Genomic DNA, 25,589 nt, shown 5'->3' on the forward strand with positions numbered 1-25,589 from the left:
TTGGCTTCTTGCTAGGCAAATTGTGGCTCCCTGCAACCAAATCACCTCCCTCATGGTGAGCTTGTCGAACCACGCACAGCAGCATCGCAAACCTGCTCAAGCACAAAGGATCGCAGAAAACTGCATCAGATGGCCATCGGGATGAATAAATCGAAAGGTTTTAAATGCCGGCGTACCACTCGTAACCCCGATCCTCCCAAAAGCCGCCCTTGCCTCCCGCGAGGTTCTTGAAACTGTCCACGAGCTCAATTCCCATGACGTATTTGGCGTGCTTGTAGCCGAGCTGACGTTCGACGCGCAGCCGCAGCGGCGCGCCATGGGCGACTTCGAGGTCCTTGCCATTCATGCCGTAGGCAAGGATCGTCTGCGGATGCCAGGCATCGACGAGATCGATGCTTTCATAATACCGGCCGCTGCCGTCGAGTGATGGTTCTAGGTCATCGGCACAATGGAACACCGCGTAGCGGGCGCCGGGTGCAAGGCCAGCCTTTTCCAGCACGAGGCCGAGCGGCACGCCGGTCCACTTGCCGATAGCACTCCAGCCTTCCACGCAGTCGTGCCGGGTGATCTGGGTGCGCGACGGCATCGCCTTGAGGTCGGCCAGCGACAGGTTCAGCGGCGTTTTCACCATGCCGTTCACGACGAGCTTCCAGTCGGCGAAATTGTTTTCCGTCATGCGCGCATAGTCCTCGCTGTCGGGTTGCGAAGTGCCATTTGCCTTGAAGACCGGGGACAGATCAGCCTCGGAAAATTCACGTGCCAAAGTCTGCTGCGACATCAGCAATCGCTGCGCGCCCATCGTTAGCGACTCGGCTTTTTGCAGGATGTCGTTGACGGTCGTGCTTTGCACCATCGCATCACAGCCTGTGAGCAGCCCTGTTGCCGCGACACTCGAGCCGATCAGGAAACGGCGGCGGGTGAGATCGAAGCTCATTTCGACACCTCGTCTTTTTGTTCAAATTTCAGCGCGTAGTAGCCGGTGATCATCGATCGCAAATTGTTCCAGACGCCGGAAACCAGCACCATGACGATATGAACGATAACGAAGATGACGATGAGCGACGCGCTGATGAAATGGAGGGTACGGGCCGACTGCCGGCCGCCGAAGACGTCGAGCAGCCAGGGGAAGATCGCATTGAAGCCCGGCGACATGGTCAGCCCGGTAAGCACCATCAACGGCAGGATGATGAAGATAATTGCCATATAGGTCAGCTTCTGCAGGGAATTATAATGCCGCGCTTTCTCGCCCTTGGGAAACTTCAGCCGGGCATGGTCTGCTATCTCCTGCGCCAGATGGCTTGGCGTCAATTGATCCTTGGTTGGTACGATATCGCGGCGGAAATGCCGGCCGATCAGGCCATAAAGCAGATAGACCAGACCATTGATGACGAAGAACCAGGCGAAGAAGAAGTGCCAGCGACGGCCCGTCGCAAGATCTTGATAGCTTGGGATGGTGATCCAGGCGGGGAAAGCACGCGGGCTCAGTTCACCGTCCTCGGTCGAGGCGCCGAGCACACCGGTCGTATTCACTGAAAGCGAACCGATGCGTGTCACGCCCTTGATCGTATTGCCATCCTCGACAGCACCGATGGAAATGAACGAAGGGTCGGGAAGCGCATCGGCGCCGTATTGGCCCCAATAAAGATTTGGATGGGCGTTGAAGATTTGCAGGCCGCTCATAAGGAGGAAGCTCAGGCACAAGACGTTCAGCCAGTGGGTGATGCGCACCGCCACGGAATGGCGGTAGAACAAAACCTTCTTCGGCTTGGCGGTGTCGGTGACACCTGATGTGACGCTTGCCATTCGAGCCTCCATGGTACTGGAAATTGGTTGTACGTGGTTCACCCTTTGACGAGCTTGCCGCTTGTAGAACGGCGAACCACGCATAACCCAATCAAATATTAGTTTGTCGTCTTCTTCTTCGGAGCCATCGTGCCCATGGCATCAGGCTTCATCGCATCCTTTTTCGTCATGGTGCTTTTCGTCATTGTATCCTTTTTCATCGCCATTGTGTCGCATTCCTTCATCATGGAATCCTTCTTCATGGCGTCTTTTTCCATGCCGGCATGTTTCATGCAGTCAGCCTTGTTCATGGGCTTCATGGCGTCTTCGGCCTGGGCAATGCTGGCTCCAGCAAATGCTGTTGTCAAAGCGAAAGCCGAAAGCGCGATGCTGCGTGTGAGAATGTTCATGGATGTTCTCCCTTGGTTTGAATGAGACACGAATGCAAGTGTCTTCGAGTTTCAGATGCCCTTTGACATCCGCGTGATCCTGGGAACACCAGGAATGCTTGATTTATTCGGTAGCGGCGGCGAGTATCGGCCCGCCATTCGGTGTCTGTATGAGAACGGCTGTCCGCAGCCCCGGCTTGGTAGCGGGAAAAGTCACCGTCTGCGGCTTGCCGCTCCAGCTACCGACTTTGGTCAGGCTATGAACGACGTTTTTATGGGGAAGCGTGTGGCCGCTATTCTCGCCGCTTCTAACCGGCACGTTTACGGTCTGGTCATTATAGGTGACGAGCCAGATATCCGCATTGCCGCCGGGCGCCTTGCCTTCGCCGATCGTCAGGGAATGACTTTTCAAGTCCAGTCGCGGCGCGCTGAGGGTCCCTTGCGTCTTGATGAGCTGGTCCACTTCGGAAATCCTGTTGCCGACAACATCGGCGCGCCCGTTAACCACCATTTGCGGCGTGAAAGGTCCATCGCGGCCAAGCGGCGTCTCGTAGACTTCCTGGCGGTCCGTATATTCTGGCTTGGCAAAAATATCCTTCCACCCGAGACGGTCCCAATAGGTCACTCCAAAGCTTAGGGCTAGGATACCCGGGCGCTTGCTAAGCTCGATCAGATTGGCATTTGCCGGCGGGCAGGAAGAACAGCCTTGGCTGGTGAAGAGTTCGACCACGGTGAGCGGCCGCGAGGTGTCGGCATAGGCTCCACCGCCCGCGCCAAGCATGACAGTTGCGGCGGTCAATGCGATGGACACCATATGAGAGCGCTTTGGCTGAATTCCCATCATCAACTCCTGAAAACTGTGAATGATCGGTCATGTGTGCCGGTCACATCAGGGAATACGAAGGGAACCAGAAATAGGTTACAGCGATCACGGTTTGGTGATCATTCTTTGGTGGAATCCTGTTTCAAGCATTGACGTTCCGCCATGTTCCATCTCATCTGTAACCTTTATCCCGCATCGCGCGAATAAGGATTGAAACGGAGTGAATCCGGTCGAAACGCGGTTGAAAGAACTGATGCTCGCGAGCCTCGATGGCGATGCGCGGAGCTATGGCATTCTCCTGAATGACCTTGCCAGGCATCTGCGCTTCTATTTCCTCCGCCGGTTGTCGGATGCGCACAAAGGCGACGCCGACGACCTCGTGCAGGAAACCCTGATGTCGCTGCATACACGGCGCGCGACATATGAGACCGACCGGCCTTTTACAGCGTGGCTGCATGCGATCGCACGCTACAAGCTGATCGATCATTTCAGGCGAAACCGTATTCGCGCAACGGTTCCGCTCGACGATGCGGAGGATCTGTTCGCTGTTGACCAGTCCGACGCCGCAGCCGATCGCATGGATGTGGAGCGGCTACTGCAATCGGTGCCGGAAAAATCGCGGGACCTGATCTACAGGACGAAGATCGAAGGCCAGTCTATCGCCGAGGTTGCGCAAAGCACCGGACTTTCGGAAGCTTCGGTCAAGGTAGGGATACACAGAGGAATCAAGGCGATTGCAGCGAAGTTGAAAGGACGGGCAGATGACGACCGATGACCTGATCGCCCGCCTGACCGGCGAGTTGAAGCCGGTATCGCGCTTGGCCGTTCTATGGCGGGTCGTGATCGGCCTCGGCATTAGCCTCCTTGTCTCGTCCGCCATGATGTACTTCTGGCTCGGCATGCGACCCGACATGATGACGGCGGCGGGAACGATGATGTTCTGGACCAAGTTCGCCTATACGCTGATACTCGCTGTAGCTGGTGTCTGGGCGGTCAAGCGCATCGCTTATCCGCTCGGCAGCATCCGGGTCAGTCTCGCTCTGATGGCCGCGACGATCGTGGTGATGATCGTTCTCGCCATGGCGAAACTGGCGATGACACCACCTGATCAACATATGGCGATGATGACGGGCCATACGGTTGCTGTTTGTACCCGCAACATCGTCATGCTGTCACTGCCCTTGCTGGTCGGCGCGTTCTGGGTGCTGCGCGGGCTGGCGCCGACGCGCCTGACCGTTGCAGGTGCTGCGGCGGGTCTTGCCGCCGGCGCCATTGCTTCACTGGTTTACTCGTTCCACTGCGATGAAAGCGCCATGCCGTTCATTGCGGTCTGGTACACGCTCGGCATTCTGATCCCCGGCCTGATCGGCGCCATTGCCGGGCGTTTCGTGCTGCGGTGGTAGCTCTGGCTATTACCCTTGCGGAGCTTATTTTGCTACCAGCCATTCATGCTCGACCGCATTGTGGAATTTCCACGTGCGCTTTGGTCCTGCCATGACGTTGAGATAATAGAGATCGTAGCCGTGGCAGGCGGCGCAGGGGTGATAACCCTTGGGGACCATCACCACATCGCCGTCCTCGATAGCCATGGCCTCGTCCAGCGCGCGGTCATCCGTATAGACCCGCTGAAAGCCAAAGCCCTGGCGAGGGTTGAAGCGGTGATAATAGGTCTCTTCCAGATAGGACTCTGCGGGAAGGTTGTCTTGGTCGTGCTTGTGCGGCGGGTAGCTCGACGTATGGCCGCCCGGTGTGATCACCTCCACGACCAAGAGCGAATCCGCAGGCTCGTTCTCCGGCAGAATATTGGTGACGTAGCGTGTATTGGTACCCTTGCCGCGTGTCTCTTGACTGAGACCCTCCGGCGAAATTATCCTCACCGGCAATCCACCGCCAAGCCCCGGCGCCGAACAGACCGCAATTTCGACATCCGTCTCCGCGGAGACCCACCAATCGGATCCCTCCGGCAGATACACTGACCAAGGCTTGCCTTCGAAGGGCGACATGCGGTCTCCGAGCAGCCCGAGGTCCTCGCCATTGGCCGTGACTTTGCCCTTGCCCGTCACGAAGACCAGGCAGACTTCCTTGTCTTCCGTTTTTCCGCAAACCGACTGGCCGGCATCCAGCTTGTGCAAATCGAAACCGACATAGGTCCAGCCCGCTATTTCAGGCGTCACGTGAGCCACATGGCCCGGGCCTTGCATGGCCTTCAAAAGCAGTTTCGACATGGTTTACTCCTTATCGGTGCCAGCGTCTTCCGACTTGACAGTTTCCGCCGGCTCAATGGGTTCGGATGCATCGAAGATGATGAAGAACTGCCAGATCCCGTAGGCGGCGAAAGCCAAAACGATGATGCCCCAGAACGGCGTACCGGTCGCGAACTCGAAGATCGACCAGGCGATGCAGAACGCCACAACTGCAACGCGCCGCCAGAGCGGGCGAAACCAGGGGTGATTACTGTCTTTGTTCATGTTTAACCCACTTTTCAACCCTTGGGGAAACCCTGAGTCTCGACCGTATAGCCGGCGGCACTCATAACCCGCATCAGTTCCTTATAACCGACTTGCGCCATCTTGAGCGGTGGATTTTTCTTCGGATCCTGTTCGGCCTCGACCACGAACCAGCCCTCATAGCCGTAATCGGCAAACTTTTGGACGATTGCACCGAAATCCAGCGAGCCGTCACCCGGTACGGTGAAGGCGCCGAGGGCAACCGCGTCGAGGAAGGACTGCCTCGAGCGGTCCAGACCGTCGATCACCGGCATGCGGACATCCTTGACATGCACGTGGTTGATCCGCCGGTGATGATTGTCGATTGCGCGCAGTACATCGCCGCCAGCGAAGGCCAGATGGCCGGCATCCAGCAGGAGCGGAATACCCTCGCCCGAATATTTCATGAAGGCGTCGAGCTCCGGTTCGGTTTCGACGACTGCGGCCATGTGGTGATGGTAGGAGAGCGGCATCCCCTGCTGTGCGCACCATTCACCGAACTCGGTGACCTTGCGAGCATAGGCCTTCATCTCCTCGTCGCCGAGTTTCGGTTTGGTAGCCAGGGGCCTGGATCGATCGCCCTGGATCGAGCGGCCGACCTCGCCGTAGACGATGCAGGGCGCATTCACGGCCTTGAAAAGGTCGATCATCGGCTGGATGCGGTCCTTGTTCTTCGCCAGATCCTCGTCAACCAGCGTGCCCGAGAACCAACCGCCGCACAGCGTAACATCCGCCTCCCGCAGGATCGGCAGCATCACATCTGGATCGTTGGGAAATCGGCGGCCCATTTCCATGCCGGTAAAGCCCGCAGAACGCGATTGGCGAAGGCACTCCTCCAGCGAGACGTCGTCACTGAGCTCCGCGAGATCATCGTTCCACCATGCGATCGGGGACATGCCCAGTTTTGCCTTCACGTCATTCTCCATTCCGAATTGAGGTTTTGTTTTTGCCAGTCGAGAACCAGCCGTCATCACCCGGCTCTATAACCTGTCACCCCCTCTGGCCAGAGGGGTACGATCATTCGCCACGACATTTAGTTGCCGACCGACCTCAGCTTGATCGCTTCCTCATAGGCCTTGCGCTTGGCATTGACCTCGCTGCGCTGGCTGACCTCAGGCACAGCGACATCCCACCATGCACCGCCCTCTTCCGTCGAAACCAGCGGATCGGTATCGATCACCACAACCGTCGTGCGATCGTTCTGCTTGGCCCGTGCGAGAGCGCTTTCGAGTTCTGCAATCGACGCTACCTTCTCGGATATCGCGCCAAGGCTGCGGGCGTGTGCAGCGAAATCTATCTCCAGCAGGACCTCGTGTTTCGTGTCCCGAAAGAGATTGTTGAAGTTCGCCCCGCCTGTGCCCATCTGCAGCCGGTTGATACAGCCATAGCCACGATTGTCGAGCAGTACGATGTTGATCTTCTGGCCGAGCATCACCGATGTGGCGATCTCCGAATTCAGCATCATGTAGGAGCCATCGCCAATCATGACCACAACCTCATCGTCAGGCTTGGCCATCTTGGCGCCGAGCCCACCCGCGATCTCATAACCCATGCAGGAGAAACCATATTCGGCATGGTACGAGCCGGGTGCGCCTGCCTGCCAGAGCTTGTGCATTTCGCCCGGCAAGCCTCCTGCCGCGTGCAGGACAGTGGCTTCGCTGCCCATGGTTCGTTGAACGGCACCTATGACCTGCGCGTCAGAAGGCAGCGATACATTTGTCGGGCCTGTGACCTTTGCCGCAGCTCTCTGCCATTCCGCCTTGCCATTTTCGGCTTTCTCGGTCCAGCGTTTCGGAGCGCGATAGTTCTTGAGCCCGGCGGCAAGTTCGATCAGGCCCTCCCGTGCATCACCCACCAGCGGCAACGCCCGGTGCTTGGCCGCATCGAACGGCTGGATGTTGAGGCCGATAAAGGTCTTCTCGGTATTCTGGAACAATGCCCACGAGCCGGTGGTGAAGTCCTGGAGCCGCGTTCCGACCGCGAGGATGACATCGGCCTCCTGCGCCAGCCGGTTGGCTGCTGACGTCCCGGTGACGCCGACAGCCGCCATGTTGAGCGGGTGCCTGTCCGGCAGCGAGGATTTGCCGCCCTGGGTCTCGCAGACCGGAATACCGGCCGCCTCGACGAAATCGGCGAGTTCGCGGGAGGCTTCGGAATAGATGACACCGCCGCCGGCGATCACCAGCGGCTTTTCCGCCGAACGCAGCGCGCCGATTGCGGCGGCGAGCTCGCCGACATCGGGCCGCGGGCGTCTCGGTGCCCAAAGCCGCTCCTCGAAGAAGCTTTCCGGATAGTCATAGGCTTCGGCCTGCACATCCTGGCACAGGGCGAGCGTTACCGGCCCGCATTCGGCAGGGTCGGTGAGCACGGTCATTGTTCGTTGCAGCGCAGGGATGATCTGTTCCGGCCGCGTGATACGATCGAAATAGCGCGACACCGGCCGAAAGCAATCATTGGCGGAAACTGTGCCATCGCCAAAAGATTCCACCTGCTGCAGCACAGGATCCGGAACACGGTTGGCGAAGACATCGCCAGGCAAGAGCAAAAGCGGCAGGCGGTTGACATGCGCCAGCGCGGCAGCCGTCACCATGTTCGTTGCACCGGGCCCAACGGAACTCGTCACCGCCATCATGCGGCGGCGGAAAGTCGCCTTGGCAAAGGCAATAGCGGCATGGGCCATCGCCTGTTCGTTATGGGCGCGATAGGTCGGTAGTTCTTCGCGGACCTGATAAAGCGCCTCGCCGAGACCGGCGACATTGCCATGGCCGAAAATGGCCCAGACGCCCGCAAAGACAGGTACTTTCTTGCCGTCGATCACCGTCATCTGCTGGCTCAGAAACCGCGTCAGGGCCTGTGCCATGGTCAGGCGTATTGTCTTCGTCATGTCAGTCTCCTCCCGGGCTATATGCTATGCCGCTTGTTTGTTGCGGCTGGCAAGCCAGGCCTTGGTCAATTTTTCAAAACGATCGGCCATATCGTCGATCGCCGCCTCATCTGAGAGTTTGCCCGACAACCAGCCTTCCGCCGCGTCCATGAACAATGTCCGGCCGACGGCAAAGCCCTTGACAATGGGCGCCCCAGCGGTCGCGGCAAATGCTGCCTCGAGCTCGTCATGTGGCGCTTCCAGCCCAAGCAGCACGACACCGCGGCACCAGGGATCATGCTTTTCGATCACTGCCTCGATGTTCTTCCAGGCCGTCGTCGAGGCCTGCGGCTCGAGCTTCCACCAGTCCGGTTTGATACCCAGCGTATAGAGTTCTTCCAGCGCTCGCGGAATGGTGTTGTCGTCGAGCTTGCCGTGCTTGCCGGCGATGATTTCGATCAGCAGTTCGCGTCCGACCTTGCGCGCCGCTTCGAACAGCGTGCGCAACTTCTGCTGCTGTTCCAGCTTCAAATCGGCCGGATCGTCCGGGTGGTAGAAGCACAGGCACTTGATGCAATGGTCCACAGGCCATTCCGCCAGTTGCGAGCCGATATCCTGTGAAAACTCGAAGCGCAGCGGACGCGACCCAGGCAATTCCACCGGCCGTCCGAGCCAGTCGAAATTATGACGGGCGAATTCGAACATCGCCTCGCGCCCGAACTTCTCGTCAAGCAGCATTCCATAACCGTCACGGCCATCGGCGACCTTCGCCGCCGCCTTTACTGCCAGCTCCTTGAATGCGCGGATTTTGGCAGCGTCGGCACCGACCTTTTGCGCGAGATCTTCCAGCTGCACGCGATGATCGATGGCAAAGGTCATCATCGACGGTATTTCGCGCCGCCGCGTCGTCGCCCAATGCACATGGTTGATTGCCTCGTCCTTGCGCAGGGCGTGAAATTTGCTGCCATGCTTGAGGAAATATTGCAGTTCCTCGAAGGTCGGAATCTCGGGTGCGCAGAGCAGTCGCGACACCGCGAACGCACCGCATGCATTGGCCCAGGTTGCCGCTGTCGCCAGCGGTTCGCCGCCGAGCCAGCCGCGCAGGAAGCCCGACATGAAGGCATCTCCCGCGCCGAGAACGTTGAACACTTCAATCGGAAAGCCCTTGCCGACAATGCCATCCTCGAGATCGTCGGAAATCGCGCCTTCGTAAACGATGCAGCCCATCGGGCCGCGCTTCAATACGATCGTTCCGCTCGATAGCGCCCGAATGGTTTTCAACGCGCTGAGAAGATCCTCTTCACCCGACGCAATCAGCACTTCCTCTTCCGTGCCGACGATCAGGTCGCAATCGGCAAGGACGGTCTTCAGGTGGCTGGATACGGCGTCGGAGGCGATGTAGCGGCTATCGCCCTCGCTGTGTCCTGCCAGTCCCCACAAATTGGGGCGATAGTCGATATCGAACACAACCTTCCCGCCCGCTTCTTTCATCAGACGAATGGCCTTGCGTTGCGCCGCATCGGGCTTTGGCTTGGAAAAATGCGTGCCAGTGACCACGACGGCGCGCGCCGAACGTATGAATTCAGGATCGACATCGCCCTCGTCAAGCGCCATGTCGGCGCAGTTCTCACGGTAGAATATCAGCGGAAAACTCTTGTCGTTCTCGACCGAGAGGATAACAAGGGCCGACAGCCGCTCCGCATCTGTGATGATTCCGTCCGTCGCGACGCCTTCGCGTACCATCTGCTCGCGTATATACCGGCCGATCTGCTCGTCCCCCACGCGGGACAACAGCGCCGAGCGCAGACCGAGGCGCGCCGTACCGATCGCTATATTGGCAGGGCATCCACCGACCGACTTGGCGAAGGAAGTGATATCCTCGAGCCGGGAGCCGATCTGCTGGCCGTAAAGGTCGACGGACGAGCGGCCGATGGTAATGACATCGAGCGCGTGGCCCGTATCAGCTCTGTCCATGATATCCTCCCGATAGACTGATAAACTCCGGCACACGCAGGCCAGGAATTTTCCTATATGAAATAATAATTCTATCGAATCGTCAATATGGAATGTCTGTTCTTTTTCATATTCTACTACTAGACGAGACCCAGTGGCGTTGAAAATGCCCGATGCAATGTGTATATTTTGGAAGAACCATACACATCGGAGCTACCATGCGTACCAATATCGATCTGGACGATGAATTGCTTACCAAGGCCATGAAGGTGACAGGACTTTCCACCAAGAAGGCAACGGTCGAGGAAGCCTTGCGCATACTCGTGAAAAGACATGATCTGAAAAAGGTCATCGATGATCTCGCCGGCATCGGCTGGGAAGGCAATCTCGATGAAATGCGAGAAGGCCGTTTTTGGGACGATGATGGTCGTTTGGATAAATGATCGTCGTCGACAGTTCGGTCTGGATCGCCCACTATCGCAATATCGATATCGAACCTGTAAGGCGCTTCAGAGCGCTGATTGAGGTCGAGACGGTGATTATGGGCGACCTTATTCTTCTAGAACTGCTACAGGGTGCCCGCAGCGAAGCTGAGGCTGGACGGCTTGAGAGGGGCTTGCGGCAATTCGGCGTCCAATCCATGTTGTCTGCCGACACGGCAGTTCAAGCCGCGCGCAATTATCGGCATCTGCGTCGGCACGGTATAACCATTCGCAAGTCCATTGACATTGTCATTGCCACCTTTTGCATTGAAGGTGGGCACCAGCTTCTCCATCATGACCGCGACTTCAATCCGATGGCCGAACGCCTCGGACTGCAAGTTTTCTAACCTAGAAACTCCGCCGTTTCTCCGCCACGCTGACCGTCAGCGCCATGGCGAGTGCCATAGTCCCGGATAGCGACCGGAACCCGGAAAAATCCCCTTCCGCCGCCTCAAACCACACCTTGGCAGACTGGGCGAGCGGCGAGAACGCACTGTCGGTAATGGCGACGACGGGCACATTGCGTGCTGCCAGCGCCGCTGCGTGCTCGATTGTTGCCGAGGCATAGGGTGAAAAGCTGATGGCGATGGCGGCGTCGGTCGGCTGGGCAAAGGACAGGATTTCCGGATCGATACCAGCTGTCGATTCGATCAACTGGTTGCGGATTTTCAGCTTGCCGAAGGCGTAGGCCATATAGGCGGTGATCGGATAGGAACGGCGCCGCGCCAGCAGATAGATCGTCTCGGCTCCCGCCAGGATATCCACTGCGCTGGCCAACACATCCTCTTCGACATTATGCGAAATCGTCTCGATTGAATGGCTGGCCGCAGTCAAAAATCCGTTGAGGATGACGCGGTTCTTCGAAAGGCCATGCGTATCACCGCGCAGGGCTGACAGCCGCTCTTCATAGGAAACCTGCCGCTCGCGCAGCCGTTCCCGGAATACCGATTGCAGGCTGGTGAAACCGTCGAATCCGAGATGCTGGGCAAAGCGGATCAACGTCGAAGGCTGGACGCCTGCTGTCTGTGCAATGCTTGCCGCCGTACCAAAGGCAATCTCGTCGGGATTGCTTAGGGCATAGGCCGCGATCTGCGCCAGACGCTTCGGCAGCATCTCGCGACGATCGAGGATCATCGTACGCAGCGCATCGAAATCCCGCGGTAACGATACTTCATTGTCCATACTTTCCACCCGCAGAGTTTCCTCGTTGCTGCTCCTGGTCCGAGCAAAATATTTATATCAAGACGGATCAGTTATTCCATTTTCTCCTGTTATAGATTATTTCAATCGAGAACTGCAAGCGATGGGAGCAAGCGATGCTGGGTGTAGGACTGATCGGAACGGGCTTTATGGGGAAATGCCATGCACTGGCGTGGAATTCGGTTCGCGCCGTCTTCGGTGATGTGCCGGCAGTGCAGCTCGTGCATCTCGGCGAAACCAACACAGAGCTTGCCGTGCGCCGCGCCAATGAGTTCGGTTTCCAGAAAGCCTCGGGCGATTGGCGCGCGGTCATCGACGACCCGCAAGTCGATGTGGTCTCCATCGCCACCCCCAACCAATTTCACCCGGAAATGGCGATTGCGGCGCTGAAAGCCGGCAAGCATGTCTGGTGTGAGAAGCCCATGGCGCCAACATTCAGCGACGCGGAAGCCATGCTCGCCGCGGCGAAACAGTCCGGCAAGGTCGCTGCCCTCGGCTACAACTATATCCAGGGCCCGGCCATCCGTCATATCCGCAAGCTGCTTGCCGAAAAGATCATCGGCGACATCAACCATCTGCGCATCGAGATGGATGAGGATTTCATGGCCGATCCCAATGCCCTCTTCAACTGGAAGCACGAGGCCACGTCCGGATACGGTGCGCTGGATGATTTTGCTGTCCATCCCCTGTCGTTGCTGTTCACGCTGTTTGGCCGGGTTTCCCGCGTCATGTGCGATATGTCGAAGCCCTACGCCACCCGCAAGACGGCCAATGGCACGGACCGCGCGGTCGAAACCTATGACAGCGCCAGCGTCCTCATGCGTATGGAAAACGGCGTTGCCGGCACCTTGCAGGCCAATCGCTCCGCCTGGGGCCGCAAGGGCCGCATCGCTCTGCAGATTTTCGGCTCGAAGGGCTCGATTCTGTTCGATCAGGAACGCGCCAACGAGTTCCAGCTCTACGTTACCGCAGACCGCGCCACCGAACAGGGCTACCGCACCATTCTTACGGCGCCGCATCATGAGCCCTACGGCCAGTTTATCCCGGCCCCGGGCCATGGCCTCGGCTTCAACGACCTCAAGATCATCGAGTGCCGCGAGTTGATCAAGCGCATCAACGGCCAGCCCGCTCATCTGATCGAATTCGCCGACGGGCTCGAAATCGAGCGCACCGTCCATGCCATGGCGCGTTCCTATCAGGAGCAGCGCTGGGTGGATGTGCGGTAGTCTATTCTAGCGTATGAACACCGGCCTATGATGCCGATTATGTCCCCCTGTGGGAAGAAAGCGATTTCAGCATGTTGAGCCCATTGCTCAAATACTAGAAATCGCAAGAGAGGTATTGAGAGCGTTTCAGGTTTGACTGCAATACACGCCTCTCTCTCCGTCATCCTCGGGCTTGACCCGAGAACCCATTGGGATGTTCAAATCACAGCGCTTCGTTCGCTCATGCGTAGTTTAGGCTGCACTCTGGGCCCGATGATAAGCAACTAGAGCATTAGCGTGGCCATGACCCATCTTGTGCTCTGATTTTAGCGTGGAAACCATCTCCATGTGCTTCTTTTCCTTCATTTCATCCAGCATCTTCAGCCAGTGATCTATTGGCTTACCGTATGTCTTCTCAATAGAAGGAAAGTACGAAGCAGGGCCCTTCAGCTTCTTCTCTGCCGACATCTAAACCAACTCCTATCTTTGTAATCACGTTCACGCTTCTAAGACATCTAAAAGTCCGCCAGCGAAGAGATATCGGAGAGAACTCAAACCCTGATCGTCTTGCCTTCCTTCACCGACCTCACCGCTGCGTCGGCAAGCGCCAGTGCAATCAATCCATCTTCCCCGCTCGGCGCCGCCTTCGTGCCCTTCGCAATCGCGCTGATAAACGCGGCGATCTCGTTGGCGTAGGCTTCCGTATAGCGCGTCATGAAGAAATCATGCAGCGGCGGGCGGGTATAACCGCTGCCGTTGGCGATCTCGATCGACACCGGCCGCTGGTTTTCCGCCGCGACCATGCCCTTTGAGCCATGCACTTCGATGCGCTGGTCATAGCCATAGGTCGCGCGGCGTGAATTGGAGATCACACACTGCTTGCCCGAGGCCGTCGACAGGATGACGCTGACGCTGTCGTAATCGCCGAGCTCGCCGATCTTCTTGTCCACCAGCACCGACGCATGCGCGGTTACCGCAACCGGATCTTCGCCTAGCAGAAACCGCGCCATGTCGAAATCATGGATCGTCATGTCGCGGAATATGCCGCCGGAACGGCTGATATATTCCGCAGGCGGCGCGCCCGGATCGCGCGAGGTGATCGTCACCATCTCGACATCACCGATCTGACCGTCGTCGATTGCCTTGCGTACCGCAGCGAAATGCGGATCGAAACGGCGGTTGAACCCGACCATGAGCGTCGCGCCGGTTTCTCTGACAACGGCAAGGCATTCTTCGACACGCTTCACATCGAGGTCGATCGGCTTCTCGCAGAAGATCGCCTTGCCGGCCCGGGCGAACCGTTCGATCAGGTCCGCATGCGTATCGGTCGGCGTACAGATGATGACGGCATCGATATCCGAGGCTTTCTCGATCTCGTCGATGGTGCGGATTTCACAGCCATGCGCAGCGGAAAGATCCTTGGCCGCCTGTTCAAAGGCGTCGGCGACGGCAACGAGCTTCGCCTCTGGGTTCGACGTCACGGCTTTCGCGTGAACCTTGCCGATACGGCCTGCACCGAGCAGGCCAAAACGTACAGTCATTTCTTACCTCATTAAAGAAGCCCGGTGGGGGTCCCGGGCGTTATTGATTGATTTGGGCAGCAGATCCATTGTGCGTGGTTCGACGGGGCTCACCATGAGGGAGGTGAGTTGATTGCAGGGAGTCAAGACTTTGATGTTGGCCGTTACGGCCGCAACCGTTCCTGCCTTGGCGCCCTGCAAAACTCAAGTCCCCTCATGGTGAGCCTGTCGAACCACGCACATGGTCATGCACGCCTGGCTAGTATCGAGAGCACTGTCAGACTTTGCGCTTCTTCTGGCGGTATACATCCACGATAACTGCGGCAACGATGATCACGCCTTTGATGATTTCCTGGTAATAAGCATCGACCCGCAGGAACGTAAAGCCAGAGATCATGATGCCAAGAATGATCGCGCCGATCACCGTGCCGGTAATGCGCCCGACGCCGCCGGCGAGCGAGGTGCCGCCGATGACGGCCGCCGCGATTGCGTCGAGTTCATAATTGACGCCCATGCCAGCCTGCGCGGTCTGGGCCCGGGCAGCGGTAACGATGCCGGCAAGTCCAGCCAGCAATCCGGCAATGGCATACACCTTGATGAGATGTTTCTCGACATTGATGCCGGAAACCCGCGCCGCCTGCACATTGGCACCGATGGCGTAGGTGAACTTGCCATAGCGCGTATAGCGCAAGGCGATATGGAAAACGAGCGCCACCACGAGAAACACGACCACAGGCCAGATGCTCGTGCCGATGAAGTTGAACTGGTCAGTCAGGCCTGAAACCGGCGAGCCCTTGGTGTACCATTTTGCTATGCCGCGTGCCGACACCATCATGCCGAGCGTGGCGATGAACGGCGGTATCTTTGTATAGGCGATCAGCCAGCCATTGATGATACCGGCGAGGAGGCCGATGCCTAGGCCGATGCCTATCGGGATGAAAAACGGCAGGTCCGTCAAGGCGGGATAGACCGGCCGCGCCCAGGTGGAGGCCTGCGCGAAACTTGCCGCAATCATAGCCGTCATGCCCACCACCGAGCCGGAGGAAAGATCGATGCCGCCGGTGATGATCACCTGCGTGACGCCCACCGCAATGATGCCGATGACGGAGACCTGCAGGATGATGATCCGCAGGCGCTGCACATTCATCAGGAAGCTCTGGCCGGCAAAAATCCAGCCGAGTATTTCGAAAACCAGCGCAATACCGATCAGCACCAAAAGGATATTGACCTCGGGCGGCATACGCCGGCGGTGCTTGCGCCCGAGTGCCGGTGTTGTTGCCTTGGCCGTCACCTGCTCGCTTGTCATAATAAATTCCTCCAAATATTCCAGGCAGCGCTAAACAACCGTTTAAGAATTCAGCCTGACGAGTAGGCTGGTGCGGTTTTTGAGGACCGGAGCGCAGCGGACGTTGAAGTCCGTGAGCACCGGAAGCGCAAAAAATCGCATCAGTGAACCGTCAGGGTGGATTATCAAATGGTTGTTCATTTCGATGCCAGCTCCATCACCTTGACCTGCGTGGCTTCGGCGCGATCGAGGAAACCGGTAACCCGGCCCTCATGCATCACCATGACCCGGTCGCTCATCCCGAGCACTTCCGGCATTTCCGACGAGATCATGATCACGGCGACGCCCTGTTTGGCGAGTTGCGATACGAGGCGGTGAATCTCCGCCTTGGCACCGACATCGATGCCGCGTGTCGGTTCGTCGAGAATGAGGATCTTTGGATTGGTCAGAAGCCACCGGCCGATCAACACCTTCTGCTGGTTACCGCCGGAAAGGTTCTCGACCCTTTCCTCCATGTTCGGAGTCTTGACCCGCAACGTCTCGCTCATCTTGGTGCATGCTGCAGTAATGCCCTTCTCCTGGACAAACCCGTACTTGACGAAACGGTCCTGCAGCACCGCGATCTGCATGTTTTCGAGGACGTCGAGAATAAGCAGGCAGCCCGTTTCCTTGCGGTCTTCGGTGATGAAAGCCATGCCGTGGCTGATGGCCTGCGTCGGCGAAGTCATCTTGACCACCTCGCCTTTGATCTCGATGGTTCCGCTCGTCGCCGGCGTCACGCCGAAAATCGTCTCGGCAACGTTCGAGCGGCCGGAACCGACCAGTCCGGCAACGCCGAGGATTTCGCCCGCGCGTACGTCGAACGACACATTGTGGAAAACGTTTTTCAGCGAAAGGTCTTTTACCGAAAGCACCACATCGCCGATCGGCACCTCTTCTTTCGGAAACATCTGCGTGATCTCGCGCCCGACCATCATCTTGATGATATCGTCGCGCGTCACATCGGTGGAAAGATGCGTGCCGATATAACGGCCGTCGCGGAACACCGAGAACTCGTCCGCGATCTCGAAAAGCTCGTTCATCTTGTGGGTGATATAAACGATGCCGATGCCCTGTTCGCGCAGACTACGGATAATCTCGAACAGATGCGCCACCTCGCGCTCGGTCAGAGCCGACGTCGGCTCATCCATGATCAAAACATCGGATTCGTATGAAACCGCCTTGGCGATTTCTACCATCTGCCGGTTGGCGACGCTCAAATCCCGCACCTGGCTTTCCGGATCGAGTTTGATGTTCAGCCGCTCAAACAGCTCTGCGGTCATGTCGTACATCTTGCCGTGATCGACGAAGCCGAAGCCGTTCTTCGGTTCGCGCCGGATCCAGATATTCTCCGCCACCGTCATGAAGGGCATCAAATTGAGCTCCTGATGGATCATGGCGATACCATTTTCCAGCGCATCGAGCGGCGATTTCAGGCGGATCGGCAGGCCTTTCAGATGAACCTCGCCCTGATCTGGAATATATATTCCAGCAAGGATCTTCATCAGCGTGGATTTACCGGCGCCGTTCTCGCCCATCAGCGCATGCACAGTGCCGCGCTTGAGCCGGAACTGCACATTGTCCAGCGCCAGAACGCCAGGAAATTCCTTGCGGATGTTTTCGACGTTCAAGAGATATTCCGATTGCGGTATGGCGCCACTGGCGCGCACCGCTGCCATGGTCGAGGGACTGACTGCCATGATCATCTCCTCCCAGAGAGGCTCTCGTTTCAATCATACGCCAAACGTTGACGCATTCCCTCCCCCTTGTGGGGAGGGTCGGACCGCAGGTCCGGGGCGGGGTCTTTCTTGCAACGAGTAAGGCGTAGTGCGCCATCGCAAGAATGAAGGCTCAAAGGCCCCTCCCCGTCGCTTCGCTCCGTCCCTCCCCACAAGGGGGAGGGTAAAGCTCGGCGTGGTTGAAACAGAAGTCTCAATTAGACTTCTGATACTTCGACAGGTTCTCCGGCGTCACCAGTTCGAACGGCACATAGACCTTGGTCTCGACCTTTTCGCCCTTGGAGAGCTTCAGCGCCGCATCGACCGAACCCTTGCCCTGACCGGCAGCGTTCTGGAAAACTGTCACGTCGAGGTCGCCGGCAGCCATGGCGGCAAGCGCGTCCTGCGTTGCATCGACGCCGCCGATAACGACGCTGTCCATCGAGCGGCCTGCAGCCTTCAGGGCCTGGATCGCACCGATGGCCATTTCGTCATTGTTGGAGACGACCGCATCGAATTCGAGACCCGCTGAAAGCCAGTTCGTCATCAGGTCGGAGCCTTCGGTGCGCGACCAGTTGGCGGTCTGCTCTTCGACGATTTCAAGCCCCTTGCACTCGTCGGTTGCAATCACATCATGCACGTCCTTGGTGCGCTGGCGGGCGGCCTGATTGGAGAGTTCGCCCATCATCACGACGATCTTGCCCTTGCCCTTGAGCAGGCGGCAGACTTCCTTGGTTTCCAGCGTACCGGATTCAACTTCGTTCGAAGCAACGAAAGCCTGCTTTTCCGGCAAGCTGTCGACATTTGCCGGCTCGCGGTTGACATAGACCAACGGAATGCCGGCATCAGCGGCAATCTTCGACATGGCGCCGGTAGCGTCCGTGTCGACCGGATTGACGATGATCGCATCAACCTTCGAAGCGATGAAATTCTGGATCTGGCTCTGCTGTTTGGCAACGTCGTTCTGCGCGTCCTCGACCTGCAGGTTCACGCCATCAAGCGTTTTGGCATAGTCCTGCATACCATTGCGCAGGACGGTCAGGAAGTTATCGTCGAACTTCGCCATCGAGACGCCAATATTCGCGGCCGAAGCCGAACCAGCCATCAATGCTGAAACAGCCACTCCAAGCAAAAACTTTTTCATGTCTTCTCCTCCACAAATGGTGCCCCGGCTGCACCTGTTTTAATCCGGAACCCTTCATACCCCGATCCTGCCAACCCACCTTGTCCCTGGCTGGCAATATCTTGACATGAAGCGTGCGCGGCGTTTGCGCGCAAATCTTAATCTGAACACCCATTACGGAATATACGGACCGTTATGCCCAGCTTCTGAAATATTTATTCCATTTTATGCAAGGAGCGTCAAGCGGGATTTGAGAGCTATAGACCAATTAATGAGAGGCTTTAGGTTGCACTGCTGTGCAGTCTGGAAGCGGAACCTTCTGGGCGACACGCGGTTTTACTCCGTAACCGGAGACAGTCACATGCGCGTTCAAACATGGATATCGACGGCTGTTATTATCGTCCTGGCGGTCGCTGCATTTCTTTGGCTATACCCGGCCGACGATCAAACACCCGGCCAACCTGCTCCGCATGCTCTGGATCAGTCCAATTAGAGCAATTCCAGGAAAAGTATGAAGCGGTTTTCCGTAGGGAATTGCGTAAAAACAAAGAACTAGGACAATTCCGTGATACGAAGAAAAACAGAATCGTTCCAGTTCCAACACACAAAGGATCAAATAGTGAATCGCAATGGCCTGTATCTGATTATTGGAGCGCTTCTCGTCGCTGTTATCGGTCTCGGTGTCTACGCCTACCGGGAGGAAACAAAGCCCGCAGGCGTCGAACTGAAAATCGGAGAGGGCGGCGTGTCCATCCAGGAGAACTGATTCCCCGGGAATCTAAGGTCAAACCAACCCGGCTTTGATCGTGTCCATGCTGGAAGCCAGCGCTTCGGAAGGGTTTTCCAATTCCTGCACTTCCCGTGCGAACGGCTCGAATGAAAACAAGCCGGTATAACCCTGATCGATCAGTTCGCGCATCTGGCGGACATTGCCGAGCCGGTCATCCGCATCGACCAGCACCCGGTGCGGATCGCGCATTTCGCCAACCGCAAGATCAGGGTCGGCGACCCCTGAAATATGAACCATCCCAGTCATTGCCGGAAACAACTCGGGCTCGCCGGCAAGGTGGTGATGGAACGTGTCATGCACGAGTTTGAACCGGTCACGGCCGCCGACAGCCTCGATCGCTTCCACCGCCTCGCGCTTTGAACGCAGCGAACAAATCTCGAAGCCAAGCGGTTCGACGAAACCCATGAGGCCACGCTGTTCAAGGATAGGCTTCAGTGCCGTCAATGCGGTGCGCAGGTTCGCCTGACGCTCGCCATCTGTCTGGCCGGAACCATCATTGACCGGGACAAGAACCAGCGCGCTCGCACCCACATCGCGCGCGTAATCGGCAAGCTCGATCGCCTCCCGTTCGCGCTCCGGCGTCCACTGGTTGAAGCGCTGCAGCGCGTTGATCGTAGCGATGCGAACGCCTGCCGATTCAGCCATTGCCCGGACCTCTGCCGCCGGCGTCCCGTCGACGATGGCATTGCCGCCAAGGTCGTTACGGATCTCGACATCGCTGAGGCCGAGCGACTTCGCCAGCTGGAAGAATTCCGCCGGGGTCATGTTCGGCGCGGCGATATGATTGATCGCAAAGACAGGGTGAGAAATCGTGTCGCTCATCTGAATAATACTCCCGGTGGTACTTAACGCGGTCTGCGCCCATGGGTTGCCAAGAGCCCGTTTGGAAAGTCGCTGCGGCGAGACATATGGCGTGGTTTTCGAGAACCGGAGCGCAGCGTACTTAAAGTACGTGAGCACCGGAAGCGCAGAAAATCGCGTCAGATGGCCGCCGCAGTAGAGTTTGCGAACGGGCTCTAGCCGGCGCAACAATCTGTCGAAGCCGTCATTCCGTCAATCGCAGTTGTGATTAAAAAACTATCATTTCTGATAGATTCCGATGCCTGAGAAAAAGAGAGCAAGGTTTGCGGGATCCGGCGGAACTTTTGCGCAAGAATGTCCGGATTTGGCGCAAGAACATGCGAAAATGGAACATGAATCCTCGATTCCGCCGCAGGAATTTCAACCGGCGCGGGCAATTTGATTGTAGCCGCGTGTAAATGCCGCTCAGATGTTCTCTGGCAGGTAGATATCGAACGGCAAAAAGGTCTGGCCCGGAGCGTTGGCCGCGCCGCTTTCGATGGCGTGACCCATGAGCTCCGTGAGTTCCCGGCAGAGCCTTGGCAAGGGAGTTGCGATGACCATGGTGACGATTTTGTCGGCCAGCGCCGCCCGCGATTCCGGGGTGATTTCATTGACGATCATCACCGGCGGCTGTTCCAATTGCGCCTCACGAATCGCAGTGATCCCGCCTTCCATTCCACCGCCCGCCACATAGCAGCCGGCAAGGTCCGGATGGCGGCGCAGCAGCTCCGACATCGCCTCATTGGTAATCTGGCGCGTCTCCAGATTGACCATCGTGTCAAGCACGGTGAACTCCGGCGCCTCTTCACGAAAGAAGGCACGGAAACCGATTTCGCGCAGTTCATGGCCGTGAAAACGATGACTTCCAACAAAAATCGCAACTTTTCCGGATTTTTTGGCGGCTTTGGTAATCATCCAGGCTGCCGTGCGCCCGACCTTGCGGTTGTTGACGCCGACATAGCCTTCGCGAATTCCAGCGGCATGGTCTGAAAGCAGCGAAAAAACCGGGATATTCTTTGCCTTCAATTCATCGACAGCGGCCGTGATGGACGGGTGGTCCGGCGCGACCAGGCCGATCGAACGGCAGCGACCCGCCAGCGATTTCAGCTTGGCGACGATCTCGTCCGGCGCCTGTGATGCGCAAAACTCTATCGCAGGAACGCCGCGGAAATGCGACGCCTGACCGACAGCATTCTCGATCTCCCGCGCAAACTCCTGATAAAAATAATGTCCGGGTTTCTGCAAGAGAAAGCCCAGCCGGTATTCCGGCAGTTCCTGCCGCATACGCTGGCGGATCAACCCCGCCGCATGGTACCCGATGCTGTTGGCCGCCTCATATACCCGCCGCGCCGTTTCTTCGCGCACCGGCAGCCGTCCGTTCAGCACCCTGTCGACTGTCGCGACGCCCACCCCCGCAGCACGCGCCAGATCGGAGATTGTCGGCCTATTTGCCACCTCATGCGCTCCCTGATAGAATCTATCAGTCATTTATACCAATCTCTGATTGAAAATGATAGAATTTCATCATTTCAGATTGAGGCAGGTTGTTGCAACGCGTATCTTCTTCCGACTGATTGAGGGAGGTCTCATATGCAAGCAGCATCGCTCGTCATGCCGACAAGGCGGGATTACAGCCTTATCGGCCGTGACTCGCAATTGGCTGTGGAGTCGGGCCTTGCCGCGGCCGAATGGTATCACACCGACATCCCCCGCAAGCAGATGAAAGAGCTGATGAAGCGCTCTGATGGCCCGGCGATCCGCGACACTGCGATCTGGCTCGGCAGCATGCTGATTTTCGCCGGCCTTGGCGTCTATTTCTGGGGCACCTGGCTTTGCGTGCCGTTTTTCCTTGCTTATGGCGTTCTGTATGGTTCCGCCTCGGACAGCCGCTGGCATGAATGCGGCCACGGTACGGCGTTCAAGACACGCTGGATGAATGATGTCGTCTATCAGATCGCCTGCTTCATGATCATGCGCAATCCCGTCACCTGGCGCTGGAGCCATACGCGGCATCACACGGACACGGTCATCGTCGGACGCGATCCGGAAATCGCGGTCATGCGCCCACCCGATCTGTTGCGCGTCGCATTGAATTTCTTCGGTATTTTGGATGTGTGGCACGCCATGGGCGACCTCATCCGCAACGCCTTGGGAATTGTCAGCGCCGAGGAAAAGACCTTCATTCCGGAGCAGGAACAGCCAAGGGTCGTCCGTATCGCCCGCATATGGGCCGCGATTTACGTCGCCACGATTGGACTTTCGTTGTATCTCGGATCGATCCTGCCGCTGGTGCTGATCGGTTTGCCGCGACTGTATGGGGCGTGGCATCATGTCTTGACTGGACTGTTGCAGCATGGCGGGCTTGCCGACAATGTCACCGATCACCGTTTGAACAGCCGTACTGTCCTTATGAACCCGATCAGCCGGTTCATCTACTGGAACATGAACTATCACGTCGAACACCACATGTTCCCGATGGTGCCGCATCACGCGCTGCCGCAGCTGCATGCGATGATCAAGCATGATCTGCCGGCGGCAAACCCGTCCATCCTGCACGCGTACCGCGAGATGGTGCCTGCATTCCTGCGGCAGCTGCGCAACGAGGACTACTTTCTCAAGCGGGAATTGCCCCCGACAGCAAAGCCCTATCGCGACGAATTCCATAGCGAATCTGTCGCGGCAGCAGCCGAATAATAGTCCATAAACGACCGGGAGGATCGAACGATGAGCAACTGGGTGGAAGCCTGCACTTCAGACGACATTGACGAAGAAGACGTCATGCGTTTCGACCATGCGGGAAAGACCTTTGCAGTCTACCGCAGCCCCGACGATAAGTTTTTTGCGACGGACGGTCTGTGCACTCATGAACACATCCATCTCGCCGATGGGCTTGTGATGGACGAGATCATCGAGTGCCCCAAGCATAACGGCCGCTTCAACTACAAGACCGGAGAAGCCAAGGGAGCGCCGGTCTGCATCAATCTTAAGACCTATCCAGTCAAAGTAGAGGCTGGCAAAGTATTGATTCAGCTGGGATAATCGTCATGGACAGTGGAATGGTCATCATTGGCGCTGGCGAATGCGGCGTGCGCGCGGCTTTTGCCTTACGGGAAAACGGCTATGACGGCCCGGTCACTTTGATCGGCACGGAAAAACACCTCCCCTATGAGCGCCCGCCTCTTTCCAAGGAAGCGATGGTCTCGGAAGATCATCCGGCCCCGCGCACGATAGCCGCCGAATCCCTGTTTACCGAAAAGAACATCGACTTCGTGGGCAATTCAACGGCGACGTCAATCGACCGGGAAGAAAAGCGCGTCACACTGGAGGATGGCCGGAAAATCCCCTATGCGCGTCTTCTGTTTGCGACAGGTGCCATTCCGCGCCCTCTGCCCCTCGCAGCGGGCAGCAAACATTGCACCACCCTGCGCAGTTTTGAGGACGCGGTTGCCATCCGGGCAAGGTTTCAGCCGGGAGCACGCATCGTCATTGTCGGCGGCGGATTCATCGGGCTTGAACTTGCGGCCAGCGCTCGCAAGCGCGGCGCGACGGTCACTGTGATCGAGGCGCAAAGCCGCATCATGATGCGCGGCGTCCCGGAGGAAATCGCCAGGGTCATCGATACACGCCATCGCGACGAGGGCGTGACCATTCTATGCGACACCGGAATAGTCTCCTTTGCCGACGCTGCAGACAATGTTGCGATCACGCTTTCGACAGGAAACGTCATCGTGGCGGACCTCGCGATCATCGGCATAGGCGCGACGCCGGTCGCCGCGCTGGCCGAAGCGTCAGGCCTCGAAACCGGCAACGGTGTTGTGGTCAATGACTGGTTGCAGACCAGCGATCCGGATATTTATGCCGCTGGCGACTGCTGTATCTTCCCGCTCGCTGTCTACGGCGGGCGCCGGGTGCGGCTCGAAGCATGGCGCAATGCCCAGGAGCAAGGGGAGCTGGCCGCGCGCAACATGCTCGGGGCACAGGAGCCGCATCAAGCGGTACCCTGGTTCTGGTCGGATCAGTATGAACTCGGTCTGCAGGTTGCTGGCCTCGCGGACGAGGGCGTTCGAACGATCCGGCGCGACCTCGGCGATGGCGCCTTCATTCTGTTCCACCTTGCTGCCGATGGCCGTCTTGTCGCCGCGAGCGGTATTGGCCCCGGCAATTCGGTAGCGAAGGACATAAGGCTCGCCGAGATGTTGATTGCTCGCGGCGCGAGACCAGATTCGGGCCAGCTCGCTACAGCGGACGTCAAACTCAAGTCACTGCTTGCAGCCTAAGATGACCATGAAAAACCAACGACCCACCGTCGCCGACATCCTCGCGCTGAAGGGTCGGCGTCAATTGACTATGCTGCGCGTGGAAACGTTGGAGGAAGCACAGGCGGCCGAACGCGCCGGCGTAGATATGCTATCTGTCCCGCCATCACTGCTTACGCCCGAGTTTCGCGAGGCTGCGCCCTCAGTGTTCGCGGTGCCCGGGTTGGAGTATGGTGATTTCGTAACCGCAGAAGAGTACATCCGCGCGGCGTTCAAGGCGCTTAGGGCGGGCGGCGATGCGGTTTATTGCGCCGCAAGCCTCGCCACCGTACGTCGCATGCGTAACGAAGGGATCCCTGTTTGCGGTCACGTAGGGCTAATCCCGTCGCAGGCGACTTGGACCGGCGGTTTCAAAGCTGTAGGGAAAACGGCCGAAAGCGCATTCGAGGTATGGCGACAGACCAAAGCGTTGGAAGATGCTGGCGCATTCGCAGCAGAAATAGAAGTTGTGCCTGTTCCGATTGCGACAGCAATTTCCGAGCGCACATCGCTGTTCATGATTTCAATGGGCGCCGGCGCGGGCTGTGATGCGCAGTACCTGTTCGCGCAAGATGTTCTTGGCTCGAATCGCGGCCATTATCCACGTCACGCCAAGGTCTATCGGAACTTCAGCGCCGAATATGACCGCCTGCAGCAGGAAAGGGTCGCAGCCTTTGCGGAGTTTGTCGCCGATGTTCAATCGCAAGTTTATCCCGGCCCGGAACATACCGTCGGAATCCCGCAAGACGAGTTGAATCGGTTTCTAAAAGAGCTTTCAAGCAGTTAAAGGCGT

The 25,589-nt window shown here is 57.8% G+C and carries 28 protein-coding genes; 11 read left to right on the forward strand and 17 right to left on the reverse strand.

The genetic code is table 11. The features are described from left to right. Positions 1–160 precede the first annotated feature (160 nt). From FHS21_RS08165 to FHS21_RS08180, 4 genes are all read right to left on the reverse strand, one after another. Positions 161–934, reverse strand: a complete 774-nt coding sequence (locus FHS21_RS08165) for a molybdopterin-binding protein (protein ID WP_112530514.1) — start codon at positions 932–934, stop codon at positions 161–163. Further along, entirely contained in the window at positions 931–1,803 is an 873-nt protein-coding gene (locus tag FHS21_RS08170; RefSeq protein WP_112530512.1) for a cytochrome b/b6 domain-containing protein, read from the reverse strand. Before FHS21_RS08170 ends, FHS21_RS08165 begins: the two co-directional genes overlap by 4 nt. A 98-nt stretch (positions 1,804–1,901) precedes the next feature. Beyond that, complete coding sequence (locus FHS21_RS08175) at positions 1,902–2,192, reverse strand: pentapeptide MXKDX repeat protein (protein ID WP_112530510.1); 291 nt, start codon at positions 2,190–2,192, stop codon at positions 1,902–1,904. Positions 2,193–2,295: 103 nt separating this feature from the next. Beyond that, positions 2,296–3,012 (reverse strand): DUF1223 domain-containing protein, encoded by a 717-nt coding sequence (locus FHS21_RS08180; RefSeq protein WP_112530508.1) that lies wholly within the window; start codon positions 3,010–3,012, stop codon positions 2,296–2,298. A 202-nt stretch (positions 3,013–3,214) separates the two neighbouring features. On the opposite strand from FHS21_RS08180, the gene FHS21_RS08185 reads away from it, so the two are divergent. Together FHS21_RS08185 and FHS21_RS08190 are read left to right on the forward strand one after the other, a co-directional pair. Then, positions 3,215–3,769: a sigma-70 family RNA polymerase sigma factor gene (locus FHS21_RS08185; RefSeq protein ID WP_112530506.1), complete on the forward strand. Its 555-nt coding sequence runs from the start codon at positions 3,215–3,217 to the stop codon at positions 3,767–3,769. Then, complete coding sequence (locus tag FHS21_RS08190; RefSeq protein WP_112530504.1) at positions 3,756–4,397, forward strand: NrsF family protein; 642 nt, start codon at positions 3,756–3,758, stop codon at positions 4,395–4,397. The genes FHS21_RS08185 and FHS21_RS08190 overlap by 14 nt, the downstream gene beginning before the upstream one ends. A 24-nt stretch (positions 4,398–4,421) precedes the next feature. Here FHS21_RS08190 and iolB read toward each other — a convergent pair whose 3' ends face one another. From iolB to FHS21_RS08215, 5 genes are all read right to left on the reverse strand, one after another. Continuing rightward, positions 4,422–5,219, reverse strand: a complete 798-nt coding sequence (iolB, locus tag FHS21_RS08195; RefSeq protein ID WP_183661617.1) for a 5-deoxy-glucuronate isomerase — start codon at positions 5,217–5,219, stop codon at positions 4,422–4,424. Positions 5,220–5,222: 3 nt separating this feature from the next. Next, positions 5,223–5,462, reverse strand: a complete 240-nt coding sequence (locus FHS21_RS08200; protein ID WP_112530500.1) for a DUF3329 domain-containing protein — start codon at positions 5,460–5,462, stop codon at positions 5,223–5,225. 14 nt (positions 5,463–5,476) lie between these two features. After that, the gene (iolE, locus tag FHS21_RS08205; protein ID WP_112530742.1) at positions 5,477–6,394 is read right to left on the reverse strand and encodes a myo-inosose-2 dehydratase; all 918 of its coding nucleotides are present in this window, start codon (positions 6,392–6,394) and stop codon (positions 5,477–5,479) included. 119 nt (positions 6,395–6,513) lie between these two features. After that, positions 6,514–8,364, reverse strand: a complete 1,851-nt coding sequence (gene iolD, locus FHS21_RS08210; protein ID WP_183661619.1) for a 3D-(3,5/4)-trihydroxycyclohexane-1,2-dione acylhydrolase (decyclizing) — start codon at positions 8,362–8,364, stop codon at positions 6,514–6,516. A gap of 24 nt (positions 8,365–8,388) precedes the next feature. Next, positions 8,389–10,317: a bifunctional 5-dehydro-2-deoxygluconokinase/5-dehydro-2-deoxyphosphogluconate aldolase gene (locus FHS21_RS08215; RefSeq protein WP_112530496.1), complete on the reverse strand. Its 1,929-nt coding sequence runs from the start codon at positions 10,315–10,317 to the stop codon at positions 8,389–8,391. Between the two features lie 197 nt (positions 10,318–10,514). Here FHS21_RS08215 and FHS21_RS08220 point away from each other — a divergent pair, with 197 nt between their 5' ends. Further along, a complete protein-coding gene (locus FHS21_RS08220) occupies positions 10,515–10,739 on the forward strand; it encodes a type II toxin-antitoxin system VapB family antitoxin (RefSeq protein ID WP_112530495.1) in 225 nt (74 codons plus the stop codon). After that, entirely contained in the window at positions 10,736–11,125 is a 390-nt protein-coding gene (gene vapC, locus FHS21_RS08225) for a type II toxin-antitoxin system VapC family toxin (RefSeq protein WP_112530493.1), read from the forward strand. The genes FHS21_RS08220 and vapC overlap by 4 nt, the downstream gene beginning before the upstream one ends. A gap of 1 nt (position 11,126) precedes the next feature. Here vapC and FHS21_RS08230 read toward each other — a convergent pair whose 3' ends face one another. After that, positions 11,127–11,960, reverse strand: coding sequence for a MurR/RpiR family transcriptional regulator (locus tag FHS21_RS08230; RefSeq protein ID WP_112530491.1), 834 nt, complete (start codon positions 11,958–11,960; stop codon positions 11,127–11,129). A gap of 134 nt (positions 11,961–12,094) precedes the next feature. On the opposite strand from FHS21_RS08230, the gene FHS21_RS08235 reads away from it, so the two are divergent. Continuing rightward, complete coding sequence (locus FHS21_RS08235) at positions 12,095–13,204, forward strand: Gfo/Idh/MocA family protein (RefSeq protein WP_183661621.1); 1,110 nt, start codon at positions 12,095–12,097, stop codon at positions 13,202–13,204. Between the two features lie 231 nt (positions 13,205–13,435). On the opposite strand, the gene FHS21_RS08240 is transcribed toward FHS21_RS08235, so the two are convergent. The 5 genes from FHS21_RS08240 to FHS21_RS08260 all read right to left on the reverse strand — a co-directional run bounded on the left by FHS21_RS08240 (position 13,436) and on the right by FHS21_RS08260 (position 18,889). Continuing rightward, positions 13,436–13,651: a DUF4287 domain-containing protein gene (locus FHS21_RS08240; RefSeq protein ID WP_112530487.1), complete on the reverse strand. Its 216-nt coding sequence runs from the start codon at positions 13,649–13,651 to the stop codon at positions 13,436–13,438. Positions 13,652–13,734: 83 nt separating this feature from the next. Next, positions 13,735–14,724, reverse strand: a complete 990-nt coding sequence (gene iolG, locus FHS21_RS08245) for an inositol 2-dehydrogenase (RefSeq protein WP_183661622.1) — start codon at positions 14,722–14,724, stop codon at positions 13,735–13,737. Between the two features lie 256 nt (positions 14,725–14,980). Next, the gene (locus FHS21_RS08250; RefSeq protein ID WP_183661623.1) at positions 14,981–16,009 is read right to left on the reverse strand and encodes an ABC transporter permease; all 1,029 of its coding nucleotides are present in this window, start codon (positions 16,007–16,009) and stop codon (positions 14,981–14,983) included. A 176-nt stretch (positions 16,010–16,185) separates the two neighbouring features. Continuing rightward, positions 16,186–17,727: a sugar ABC transporter ATP-binding protein gene (locus FHS21_RS08255; protein ID WP_112530741.1), complete on the reverse strand. Its 1,542-nt coding sequence runs from the start codon at positions 17,725–17,727 to the stop codon at positions 16,186–16,188. Between the two features lie 232 nt (positions 17,728–17,959). Next, positions 17,960–18,889, reverse strand: coding sequence for a sugar ABC transporter substrate-binding protein (locus FHS21_RS08260; protein WP_112530481.1), 930 nt, complete (start codon positions 18,887–18,889; stop codon positions 17,960–17,962). 340 nt (positions 18,890–19,229) lie between these two features. Here FHS21_RS08260 and FHS21_RS31155 point away from each other — a divergent pair, with 340 nt between their 5' ends. Both FHS21_RS31155 and FHS21_RS08265 read left to right on the forward strand, forming a co-directional pair. Next, on the forward strand, positions 19,230–19,361 hold the full coding sequence (locus FHS21_RS31155) for a hypothetical protein (RefSeq protein WP_281386032.1): 132 nt from the start codon (positions 19,230–19,232) through the stop codon (positions 19,359–19,361). 126 nt (positions 19,362–19,487) lie between these two features. Then, positions 19,488–19,634, forward strand: a complete 147-nt coding sequence (locus FHS21_RS08265; protein ID WP_183661624.1) for a hypothetical protein — start codon at positions 19,488–19,490, stop codon at positions 19,632–19,634. Positions 19,635–19,652: 18 nt separating this feature from the next. Here the strand turns inward: FHS21_RS08265 and FHS21_RS08270 are convergent, their stop codons facing one another. Then, positions 19,653–20,480 (reverse strand): TIM barrel protein, encoded by an 828-nt coding sequence (locus FHS21_RS08270; RefSeq protein ID WP_210283424.1) that lies wholly within the window; start codon positions 20,478–20,480, stop codon positions 19,653–19,655. 444 nt (positions 20,481–20,924) lie between these two features. Beyond that, entirely contained in the window at positions 20,925–21,956 is a 1,032-nt protein-coding gene (locus FHS21_RS08275; protein ID WP_183661685.1) for a LacI family DNA-binding transcriptional regulator, read from the reverse strand. A gap of 135 nt (positions 21,957–22,091) precedes the next feature. Here FHS21_RS08275 and FHS21_RS08280 point away from each other — a divergent pair, with 135 nt between their 5' ends. From FHS21_RS08280 to FHS21_RS08295, 4 genes are read left to right on the forward strand one after another with little or no spacing between them, the layout of a single operon-like run. Further along, the gene (locus FHS21_RS08280; RefSeq protein ID WP_162701943.1) at positions 22,092–23,195 is read left to right on the forward strand and encodes a fatty acid desaturase family protein; all 1,104 of its coding nucleotides are present in this window, start codon (positions 22,092–22,094) and stop codon (positions 23,193–23,195) included. A gap of 30 nt (positions 23,196–23,225) precedes the next feature. Further along, positions 23,226–23,540 (forward strand): MocE family 2Fe-2S type ferredoxin, encoded by a 315-nt coding sequence (locus tag FHS21_RS08285; protein WP_112530477.1) that lies wholly within the window; start codon positions 23,226–23,228, stop codon positions 23,538–23,540. A 5-nt stretch (positions 23,541–23,545) separates the two neighbouring features. Beyond that, entirely contained in the window at positions 23,546–24,778 is a 1,233-nt protein-coding gene (locus FHS21_RS08290) for an NAD(P)/FAD-dependent oxidoreductase (RefSeq protein ID WP_112530475.1), read from the forward strand. A gap of 7 nt (positions 24,779–24,785) precedes the next feature. After that, positions 24,786–25,583, forward strand: coding sequence for a 3-methyl-2-oxobutanoate hydroxymethyltransferase (locus FHS21_RS08295; RefSeq protein ID WP_183661687.1), 798 nt, complete (start codon positions 24,786–24,788; stop codon positions 25,581–25,583). The last annotated feature ends 6 nt before the right edge of the window (positions 25,584–25,589 follow it).

The organism is Phyllobacterium trifolii (assembly GCF_014192095.1).
GTDB classification, from domain to species: domain Bacteria; phylum Pseudomonadota; class Alphaproteobacteria; order Rhizobiales; family Rhizobiaceae; genus Phyllobacterium; species Phyllobacterium trifolii.